11 protein-coding genes are annotated in these 9939 nt (G+C 70.1%); 5 read left to right on the top strand and 6 right to left on the bottom strand.

The features are described from left to right. The first annotated feature begins 550 nt into the window (after positions 1-550). Positions 551-1063 (top strand): hypothetical protein, encoded by a 513-nt coding sequence (locus AB0O19_RS24105; RefSeq protein ID WP_363622228.1) that lies wholly within the window; start codon positions 551-553, stop codon positions 1061-1063. A gap of 334 nt (positions 1064-1397) precedes the next feature. Beyond that, a complete protein-coding gene (locus AB0O19_RS24100) occupies positions 1398-1565 on the top strand; it encodes a hypothetical protein (RefSeq protein ID WP_363580993.1) in 168 nt (55 codons plus the stop codon). Between the two features lie 232 nt (positions 1566-1797). Here AB0O19_RS24100 and AB0O19_RS24095 read toward each other — a convergent pair whose 3' ends face one another. Beyond that, the gene (locus AB0O19_RS24095; protein ID WP_363622226.1) at positions 1798-3318 is read right to left on the bottom strand and encodes a hypothetical protein; all 1521 of its coding nucleotides are present in this window, start codon (positions 3316-3318) and stop codon (positions 1798-1800) included. 441 nt (positions 3319-3759) lie between these two features. Here AB0O19_RS24095 and AB0O19_RS24090 point away from each other — a divergent pair, with 441 nt between their 5' ends. Continuing rightward, positions 3760-3969, top strand: a complete 210-nt coding sequence (locus AB0O19_RS24090; RefSeq protein WP_363622224.1) for a hypothetical protein — start codon at positions 3760-3762, stop codon at positions 3967-3969. A gap of 54 nt (positions 3970-4023) precedes the next feature. Beyond that, positions 4024-4383, top strand: a complete 360-nt coding sequence (locus AB0O19_RS24085; protein WP_363622222.1) for a hypothetical protein — start codon at positions 4024-4026, stop codon at positions 4381-4383. 170 nt (positions 4384-4553) lie between these two features. On the opposite strand, the gene AB0O19_RS24080 is transcribed toward AB0O19_RS24085, so the two are convergent. The 4 genes from AB0O19_RS24080 to AB0O19_RS24065 all read right to left on the bottom strand — a co-directional run bounded on the left by AB0O19_RS24080 (position 4554) and on the right by AB0O19_RS24065 (position 8548). Next, positions 4554-5792, bottom strand: coding sequence for a serine hydrolase domain-containing protein (locus tag AB0O19_RS24080; protein WP_363622217.1), 1239 nt, complete (start codon positions 5790-5792; stop codon positions 4554-4556). A 148-nt stretch (positions 5793-5940) separates the two neighbouring features. After that, a complete protein-coding gene (locus AB0O19_RS24075; protein ID WP_363622216.1) occupies positions 5941-6330 on the bottom strand; it encodes a DUF1048 domain-containing protein in 390 nt (129 codons plus the stop codon). A 2-nt stretch (positions 6331-6332) separates the two neighbouring features. After that, positions 6333-6665: a PadR family transcriptional regulator gene (locus tag AB0O19_RS24070; protein WP_363622214.1), complete on the bottom strand. Its 333-nt coding sequence runs from the start codon at positions 6663-6665 to the stop codon at positions 6333-6335. A 263-nt stretch (positions 6666-6928) separates the two neighbouring features. Then, a complete protein-coding gene (locus AB0O19_RS24065) occupies positions 6929-8548 on the bottom strand; it encodes an FAD-dependent oxidoreductase (RefSeq protein WP_363622212.1) in 1620 nt (539 codons plus the stop codon). A 59-nt stretch (positions 8549-8607) separates the two neighbouring features. Between AB0O19_RS24065 and AB0O19_RS24060 the strand changes: the two genes are divergently transcribed. Further along, positions 8608-9264 (top strand): TetR family transcriptional regulator, encoded by a 657-nt coding sequence (locus tag AB0O19_RS24060; RefSeq protein ID WP_363622210.1) that lies wholly within the window; start codon positions 8608-8610, stop codon positions 9262-9264. A gap of 280 nt (positions 9265-9544) precedes the next feature. Here AB0O19_RS24060 and AB0O19_RS24055 read toward each other — a convergent pair whose 3' ends face one another. Beyond that, a complete protein-coding gene (locus tag AB0O19_RS24055; RefSeq protein ID WP_363581001.1) occupies positions 9545-9892 on the bottom strand; it encodes a hypothetical protein in 348 nt (115 codons plus the stop codon). Positions 9893-9939: the final 47 nt, after the last annotated feature.

Below are 9939 nucleotides of genomic sequence, written 5' to 3'. Positions count from 1 at the left end.
CGGGCGAGTGTTCACGGGCCGGGCGATCCTGATGGCGCTTGTGCCCTCCGTTCATCCTCTGTACTGAACTGTCACTTTCGTACTGCTGGTACTGCCGGTACTGCACCTGCTGAACTGCGTACTGCTGGTCGGTGGCCGTGAGGGCCCACCCGGTCCGGCAGCCCGGTCCCGCCGGCCGTCCCGCGTCTGCGGTGGCCTGGAACCCCACTGCCCGGACCCCTCGGCACGCGCGCCCGCAGTCTGGGCGCCTTTGCCGAGGCCGTGCCTGTCTCGCGACTGCCGGTACTGCACTCACTGAACTGCGTGTTGCTCGATACCGCTGGTGGCGGCCCCTGATACCTGCGGGCCGCCCGGTCCGGAAGCCAGCTCCGTTGCCGTCCTGCACCTGCCTGGCTTCGGAACTCCACTGCCGGACCGACCTGCGAACTTCTGTCCAACAATCCCGGCCAGTTCGTGTCTGGCCGGTATCGCCGACTGCTGTCTACGAGAGAAACGTTAGACCCACCTACGAGCAATGTCTACTCCGGCGCACACAGATTTTGCGACGTCCGTGACTGAGGTAACCTTCCGCTGTGCGGCGGCGGCAACCCCCCGAGCCGCCGCCGCGCACCCGCAACTGGCCGAGCACTACAGCCGGGCCGCCGAGTTCCACCTCGACCTGATCACAGCCCGGCGGGCTATCGACCTCGACCTGATCGCCGGGCAAGCGGTGATCGTCCCCAAGAAGTTCTCCTACTCCGGGTCCGTGCACTCCTTCTCGGTCCTCGGGGGCGGTTTCTCCGGGGACTTCACCGACGAGAAGGGCGTCGAGTACGAGATCACCGGTGCCGGAGGCGGCCTGAGCGTCGGAGGCGGAGACGTCTGGGGCACCCTGTGGACCAACGGCCACCTGTCCGACTACGCGGGCTGGACCACCCGCTTCGAGGCGACCACCACCGCGGCCATGTTCAACATCAACCTGTGGGGCCTGGACGGCGAGTACATCGGTTCGTTTGTCGGTGGCGGAGCGGAGATGGGCGTCGGCGCCATGGGCGGACAGGGGAAGATCGACATCAAGCACTGACAACCACCACCTCTGGCCGCGTTGCCATCGTGCAGCGGCAGTGCGGGGTGATCGTCTACGCGGTCGGCAAGTAGCACGGGCGCGGTCCCCGGATTCCACCGACTTCTGGAGGCCGCCGGGCTGTCAATGCCTCTCGTTCACGCCGAGGAGCGGGCCATCGCCCGGCGGAGCGCGAGAGCGATCGGGCTCTCCGAGGGACGGTCGCCGTCAGTCCGCACAGACCAGCCGTCAGTCCGCACAGACCAGCTGCCAGCCAGCTGCCTCCGGTAGGCGTAATCAGGTGGCGGACGGCTCGTTGGTCCAGGTGCTTGACGCCCCGAAGAAGGAGAACCCCATGCCCGAGCCCGAAGAGTACGTCGACGAGCAGCCCGAACTGGTCGTCCACAGGGTCGCAGACCCGCAGGACGACGGCTCCGACCCCATTGCGGATACCGCCGACCAGGCACTCGGAACGCAGGCACGGACGCGCGCCGGCGGCTTGATGGACCAGGGCCAGATGTAGCAGAGGCCCGGGCGGGTGGGGCTGCCTTACGGCAGCCCCACCCGCCCCCAGTGGTAGAGGACTGCGTCGGCGGCCCGAATCCACCGCGCGTTGGCGCAGAGCGCCGGGTGCGAATGGCGGCCCGCACGGGCGTGACCGGCAGGTCGGGCTGCGGGTAGCTGTGCCGGATCCGCCTCGCGGGCGGATGCACTGCCGCGAGGCGGATCCGGTCCGGGTGCTGCTTCTGTGGGGGTTAGGGGTTCTCGACCTCGACGGCGTAGAGGCCGCGGAGGCGGCCGTCGCCGGCGTCGGACTGGGAGGGGTAGAGGATCTGGACGTCGACGGGCAGCGGGGTGCCGGGGTCGATGGTGTGGGAGCCGTCGTTGGGGGACCCAAGGACGACCGTTCCCTCCAGGCCGTCCTTGATGACCCGGTACCACTGGGTCTGCTGGGGGTTGACGCGGGTGCGCGCGGGGACGTCGAAGGCGATCTCCCAGGCTGTCACGCGGTGTTCGTTGGCGGCCAGGGTGAGGTTGTAGCTGACGAGCCAACCCTTGGCGTCCTCGGGCCAGGTCTGGTCCCACTGCCCGGCGATCTTCTGGTCGACGGTGATCAGCGGCAGTTCGGCGGTGGTGGTGACCTGGCCGGACTGCTGGGCCGCGGTATTGGCGCGGGTGGCGGAGGTGATCCGGCTCGTGGTGGTGAAGTCGCCTTCGTAGTGAGGGTCGACGGTGCCCCTCAAGGTGATCACCGCCTTGCTGCCCTTGGGCAGGTTGAGCGGCTGGTGGAGTTCGCCGTCGGTAGCGGTTCCCGGGCCGCACACCGCGCCGTTCTCCCCGCGGCATGTCACCTCCACGTCGAGCAACTGGACGGGGACGTCGCCGCGCACGACGGCGTCGGGGGCGTCGTTGGGCCCGTGGTTCTGGACGCCGATGGTGTAGGAGATCCGATGGCCGGCCTTGGCGGTCAGCGGGCCGCTCATCTCCAGCGGCATGGCGACGGGCAGGGCGACGGTGAGGTTGCGGAGGCGGTGGGCGGCGGTGGCCCCGCCGGTGCCGGCGCCGAACCCGAGCTTGAACGTCGCGGGCATCTGCACCTGGCCCGGACCGGCGGCCAGGTCGAGATTGTCGATCAGCACCGAGCCGTTGGGGTCCGAGGTGCTGGAGCGCCGCACCGTCAGGCGCCCGCCGATGACGGTCACCTGCAGATGGGCCCCCACCCCCCAGCCGCCCCGGAACCCACCCGGCACCTCGACACCGGCCAGCCAGGCGAAGCCCGTGAGCAGGTCCCCGGAGCCGCGCACACCCACGGTGTCGGGGCTGCGGCCGGGACCGCCGGGGCCGCATGAGGGGGCGGCGAAGTTCCCGAAGTTGTCGAAGCCGACGCCCACATAGCCGGCAGTGACGCCGGGAAGGTTGACCGAGCCGTCCTTGATGTAGGAGTAGCCCAGCGCCCCGCCGCGGGCCCCGGGCTGCGTGGTACGGCTCCCGTCGATCAGGTAGAGGCTGAACCCGTCCCCGAGACCCTGGGCCCCGCCGCCCTCACAGGAGTAGTCGAAGTCGATGCTCACCCCGAGCGAGGAGGAGAACGGCTGGTCCAGGAACGCCGTACCCGCCTTCGAGGGGGTGTTCGGCGTCAGCTCCAGGGCGCCCTCGTTCAGCCGTGCGCTACCCAGCAACTGCCAGTGCTCATTCTCCGGGGCTGTGCCGGTGAACGACTCGGTGATGGGGAACTGCACCTGCTGCTGCGCGGTGTCGGGCGTCTGACCCGTCATGGAAGCTCCTCTTCGCTGGACCGGCACCTTCTCGCGGCCCGCAGTGGACGCGAACCGCAGGGACCGTGACGGCCCCGGCGCTGACCATGCCCCAATCCCCGACATCGTACGCCTGGAAACCTACACAAAGTGACGATAGATCACCTGTGAGTGTCGCCGCGGATGTGCGGGGGCCGGGGAGAGGTGGGAGCGCCGCGTCTGCGGTGCGGCCGTGCGGGCAGTGGGGGTGCGGTGGTGTCCGCCGCTGGTGTGCCGGAGGCCGCTGGGCGCGGTGCGACCGGCCTGGCGGGCCTCGGGGTGGGCGGGGCGGTAGTGGTCACGTGCGGGTGATGGTGAAGGGGATGTGCTTGCGGAGGTCCTGGATGAAGACCTTGCCGGTGACCTCGGTGACCTGGCTGCCGGTCGCGCAGATCACGCGACTCCACCGACTACCCGCTCGGCGTGCTCCACACGACTGCCGCCTACGCCGCCGCCGACACCGACGAACTCGCGCAGACCATCCACCGCATCCGGCCCGGCCGCGCGGCCTTCACGCTGCACCGGATCGCGCTGATCGAGGTCTACTGGCAGCGCACCCCGGTCGCCGGCGCGGACACCCCGGGCTGGCGAATCCGCCGGGACACCCTTGCCACCATCCCGCTCGACGAGTAGCCACCGGGTGGGTGGTGTGCGCTTGGATGCGGCGAGCAATGAGAAAATTCAGCCGTGGACACGATCGAGCGGATGACCGAACAAGAGCTGCGGATCATCGAGCAGTGCCTTGACGCGGCCGTGAACGGGCCGTTCTTCGAGGACTGGGAGTTCCACACCCTCATGGGCGTCACCCGGGACGAGATCGCCGCAGTCGCAGCATCCTGGCCGTCGCCGCCGACCGCCCCCGACGGGGAGGACGACGTCGTACACAGCGTGCTGAACAACCTGCTCGGCTACCCGCACGGCGTCGAAGCCCGCTGGCACGAGTACCTGACCCCGACTCGCGAGCAGGTCGCCCGGGTACGGGACCGCTGGCACATCGAGTGCTCCGTCGACCGGGCTCCCGAAGGCACCCCCGGCTGGTACCGGTAGCGACCCCCTGCCGGGCCCCACGCCCATGGGGATTCACAGTCCTGAGAGCCCGCGAACTGTCCCCCGAAAGTGTCTTGCAGAATGCCGGAGTTTTGAGAGGTCTTCTGCGAACGAGGACCTGGATGAGCCGGACATGCTTCGGGGGTCTCGCAGAACTCTCGCAGCTGTTGTCAGTCGTCGACCGCCTGGTAGAGGGTGGTCCAGAAGTCCTGCATGGCCCGCGCCGAGTCCGGGGTGGACATCCCGGTCTGGGTGAGCAGGATGCCGACGAGTTGGTTGTCCGGGTCGGCGTAGGTCGTGGTGCCGGCTCCGCCGTCCCATCCGAACTGGCCGATGGGTGCGTAGTCGCCCCGGTAGGTGCGCACCGTCATCCCGAAGCCCCAGCCGCCGGTCTGCCCCTGACCGTGTGACAGATGGGCGATGCTGCGCGCCCAGGCCTGTAGGGCGGCGGTCTGCTCGGGCGTGAGGCGGTTGGTGGTCATCAGCTCGACGGCGGGCCGGGACAGGATCCGCTCGGTGCCGTGCATCCCGTGGTTGAGCAGCATCCGGAAGTAGGCGTGGTAGTCGTCGACGGTGGAGTCGAGTCCGCCGCCGCCTGACTGGAACGCCGGAGGCTTGCTGTGGTGTCCCCCCTCGGCCGGGTCCTCCACGGTGAACTCTCCGGTCCGCGGATCGGGGGCGTACAGGGGCGGCAGCCGGTCGATCCTGTCGGCGGGCACGTGGAAACCGGTGTCCTTCATCCCCAGCGGATCGAGGACGCGCTCGCGCAGGAACGCCTCGAACGACTGGCCGGTGACCCTGGCCGCCAGCACCCCGAGTACGTCGTCGCTCACGTTGTACAGCCACCGTTCTCCGGGCTGGTACATCAGCGGAAGCGTGCCCAGGCGGCGCATCCACTCATCCGGCTCCACCGCCGGCAGCATCCATCCGTTCTCGCCGTAGACCCTCTGCTCGAAGTACGCGCTCATCATCGGGGAGCCCGTCGCCGTCATGTCCAGCCCGAGCCCGCAGGTGGAGGTGAGCAGGTCCCGCACGGTGATCGGACGCCGCGCCGGCACGGTGTCGTCCAGCGGGCTGTCGGGCCGCTTGAGCACCCGCCGGTCGGCCAGTTCCGGCAGCCACTGATCTATCGGTTCGTCAAGTCGCAGTCGGCACTCGTCCAGCAGGACCATGGTCGCGGCGACCGCGACCGGCTTGGTCGTCGAGGCCATCCGGAAGATGGTGTCCCGGCGCATCGGCGGGCCGCCGTCATGGCGCATCGTCCCGATCGCCTCGACATGGGTCTCCTCGCCCCGGCCGACCAGGGCGACGAGTCCGGGGATCTTCTTGGACTCGACATGCGCTTCCAGTACCTCGCGTAGTCGGCGCAGCCCTGCTCCGGACAAGCCGTTGTCGCCGTTTCCCCTCATGATTCTCCTTGCACGCATCGGTCGGTCTCGACGGTGCCGCGGGCATGCGGCGCGAGGCGGCCGGCGGGGTATGGCCCCGGGGCCGCGTGGTGCAGAAAGGCGATGAAAGTGCTGCTCGGCCCCTGGGGGCCGATGTGCTGAGGCACGCTCAGGCCGTCTGGTCCTCTGTTCCGGTCTCGTTGCCGGCGGCGCGCTCGACGTCGTCGCTCAGCTGCTTCCGAGCCCGGGCGGGGACGTAGCCGCCCTCGGTGTAGTTCCGGGCGAACGCCTCGGCGAACTCCACCGGGTCCTGCCCGGCGACCTCGCGGATCGGAGTTCCGTCCGCCGCGGCCTGCTCGAACAGGTCGGCGAGGTCTTCGAACATCGACGCACTGCTGTCCTCGTCGGCCGGCACGAAGTACATCAGGTAGCGCTCGATCGCCTTGACCGCCGTGCGGTGGTCCTCGGGAAGCTCCTTGACGCGCGCCTTGTAGGCCCTCCAGCGCTTCTTGGGCCCGATCACCTTCGAGATGAAGCCGGTCGTTTCGACATCGGACATGGTTACTTGCCCTCCCCTTCGCGGAGCTGTTCCAGTCGTTCCGTGAGGAAGTTCCACGTCCTCCAGAACTCTTCGAGGTACTCCCGTCCTTGGGCGTTGAGGGAGTGCACCTTGCGTGGCGGCCCCTTCTCGGAGGGGACCTTCTCCACGTCGACGAGACCGCGCTTCTCCATCCTGAGGAGCAGCGCGTAGACGGTCCCTTCGGCGATGTCGGAGAATCCCTGCCCCCGCAGTCGTGCCGTGATCTCGTAGCCGTAGGCGGGCCGGCCGGACAGGGACGCGAGGATGATGCCCTCCAGCGTGCCCTTGAGCATCTCCGTCTCCAGCTTGGTCATGGCATACCTCCTCCCTGCGCTAGTCAGCGCTATTGAGTACTGGTACACGGTAACGCTGACTAGTGGTACTTAGCAAGGCGGAGTAGTGGAGGTGTGGGCCGACGGCGCGATGCCGGGCGGGATCGGCTACCTGCGGATCGACTCCTTCCAGGACTGCGTCACCGACGGCAGCCACCAGCAGCAGGCCGTCGAACTCGACCGGGCGATCGACACCCTGACCCGGCGCTCGCCCTGGCAGCCGCCGTCCTGCGCCGGCCCTGAGCTCAGTCCTGAGCTGCGCCGAGCCACCTGGCGAGCGCCTCGCCGAGCCCGTCCGGGGCCTCGCCGCTGTCACCCGCCCAGGCGACGAAGCCGTCCGGGCGGACCAGTAGGGCGGCCGGCGTGGGCTGTTCGGGGCAGGGGGAAGTCACGATCCGCAGCCGGTCGCGGTGGCCGTCGGCGCGGGCGCGCAGCTCGGGGTCGTCGGTGAGGTCCAGCAGCAGCGCGCGGCCGTCGTGCAGGTGGTCGGCCAGTTTGCTGCCGTCGGCGAGTGCGAGGTCCGGTGCGCTGCGGCCCACCAGCGGGTGCTGGCCGGGCAGGTCGTAGCGCTGCCACACGCCGGAGAGCTGCTTGACCAAGTAGGTCGTCCCGGCCGCGGTGTCGGCCAGCTGGGCGACGACGTTGCGCAGCGCGCCGCTGCCCGGCTCGGGCCGCATCAGCGCGACCTGCGCCCTCGTCCAGTCCAGGACCCAGGCGCCGATCGGGTGCCGCTCGGCGGTGTAGCTGTCCAGCAGGCCCTCCGGCGCCCAGCCCTGAACGGTGGCGGCGAGCTTCCAGCCGAGGTTGATCGCGTCGCCGATGCCGAGGTTGAGCCCCTGGCCGCCGAACGGGGAGTGCACGTGCGCCGCGTCGCCGGCCAGCAGCACCCGGCCCGCGCGGTAGGTGCTCGCCTGGCGGGCGTTGTCCGTGAAGCGGGTCGCGCTGTGCACCTTGGTGATCGTCACGTCCACGCCGCTGACGTTGCGCAGGCTGGCCTGCAACTCCTCGGTGGTGACCGGCGACTGGCGGTCCGCGGGCGGACCGTCGAACTCCACGGTGAGGATCCGGCCCGGCACCGGCCCGTGCACGTACGTCCCGACCGAGGTCCGGTTCCAGCCGGCGCCCAGGGCCTCGGAGCCGGTCATCTCCACTATCGCCTGGTGGCCGGTGATCTCCGGGGCCGTGCCGGGGAAGTCGAACCCGGCGAGCCGGCGCACCGTGCTGCGGCCGCCGTCGCACCCGACCAGCCAGCCGGTTCGGATCGGCGCACCGCCGTCGGTGTGCACGGTCACCCCGTGCTCGTCGGTGTCGAAGCCGGTCAACTCCACGCCCCGGCGCAGCTCGACGCCCAGCTCGGCCGCGCGCTCGCCGAGCACGTGCTCCAGGGCGGCCTGCGGGACGAGGGCGGCCTTGTCGACGGGGCCGCGGTCGGCGAAGTCGAGGTCGTCGGCGGGGTCGAAGCGGTCGAAGCTCAGCATGATTCCGGCGAAGTGCCCGGCGATCCGCTGCGGCGCCCGCGTGGGCACTGCGCTGTCGGCGGGCACCTCGCCGTTGGTGGGCACTTCGCCGTTGGTGGGCGGCCCGCCCGGGCGGCGCTGCCGGGTGAACTGGGCGAACTTCTCCATCGCCTGCGCGTGGATCTCTTCGAGCGCCGGGAGCAGCCCGCGCCGGTAGAAGGCCTCCACGCTGGGCGTGTTGATGGCGCCCGCCTTGACCGTCTGGTCCACCTCGGTGAGCCGTTCGATGACCAGCACCGAGGTTCCGGCGAGCCGGAGCTCGCAGGCCAGCATCAGCCCGACCGGCCCGCCGCCCGCCACCACCACGTCGTAGTCCGTGCCTGCGTCCGCGCCTGCGTCTGTGCGCATGTCCGTGTTCATGGCTTCACTGTAGTCACTAAAAATCTGTGGTGGGTATAATTTAGGTCATGGATGTAGCCAGGACCCCAGACGCCGACGACGAACCGCAGTCCCGGAACCTCACGATGCGTCAGCGCAAGAAGGTGCAGACCCGGCAGCGGATCTCCGGCGTGGCCACCACCCTGTTCCTGGCGCGCGGGTTCGACCAGGTCACCGTCGCCGAGGTGGCCGAGGCGGCGGAGGTCTCGACCATGACGGTCTTCAACTACTTCCCGCGCAAGGAGGACCTCTTCCTGGACCGGATCCCGGAGGCCGTCGAGCTGTTCACGAGCGCGGTGCGCGACCGCCCGGCCGCCGAGTCCCCACTCGCCGCGCTGCATCGCCTGATTCTCGAACTCATCGACGAGGGCTACCCGTTGGCGGCTCTGCGGGATCGCTTCACGGCCTTCTGGCAGGTCGTGGTGGACTCCCCGTCGCTGCGGGCGCGGGCCCGCGAAGGCGTCGAGGAGCTGGAGGGCGCGCTGGCCGAGGTGATCGCGCAGACCTCGCCGGACCCGCAGCCCCGGCTGACCGCCGCGCTCGCCGTCGCCGCCTATCGCACCGGCTGCCTCACCTCTGCGGGCCGGATGCTGGCGGGGGAGAGTGCGGCGGCGGTCGACCCCGATCATCGCGCCCTGCTGGACGCGGCCTTCGGTGCGCTCAGGCGGGCGCTGCCGCTGTCGTAGCGCCATCGCGGTCGTAGCGCCGCCGTGGGCGCGAACGCGAACGCGAACGGGAATGCGAACGGGAACGCGGACGGCGGACGGCGGCCGGCGGGCGGCCGGCAGGCCGAAGTGGCCTGCGGTCGCCCGCCGTTCAAAATCCCTGCGACTACCCGTCGACGAGCGAGACCGGGATGCCCCGGGTGGGTTTCGCAGGCGCCTTGGCCGGGCCCCCAATAGCCGCTGGCCGGGTCGCCCGTCCTTCGGCCACCTGGGATCGGTGTGGCCGCGTTCGGGTCTGCGGTCAGCTCTCGACCATGAAGGAGCGCGGGTGCGAGTTGAACCTGACCGAACGGCCGGCCGACACGCTGAACAGCGACCCGCCGGTGCAGTCCTCGCCCCAGTAGAAGCGGACCGTGCTGTCCGTCGCGTTGTTCACGCCTGACAGGGGCCCCTGTGCCTCCCTCGGTACGTCGTAGCAACCGGGGGCCGGGTCGAGGTACGGCACGCCCGGGCCGCTGCCCGACCCGCCGGGGAAGATCACGTTGTAGAACGTCAGGGTGCCCGTGGCGGCCTGGGCGGACGTGGGGACGGCCACGGCCAGCGTCCCTGCGGCGATGAGGGTACCGATCGTCGTGACGAGGCGTCGCATGATGGGACCTCCGGTACGCCGGGTCGCCAGGTGCGACCCGTGATCGC

The sequence above is a fragment of the Kitasatospora sp. NPDC091276 genome, from assembly GCF_040684355.1.
GTDB lineage: Bacteria > Actinomycetota > Actinomycetes > Streptomycetales > Streptomycetaceae > Kitasatospora.
Note: the sequence above shows the minus strand (reverse complement) of the source record. Positions and strands in the feature narration are given on the sequence as shown.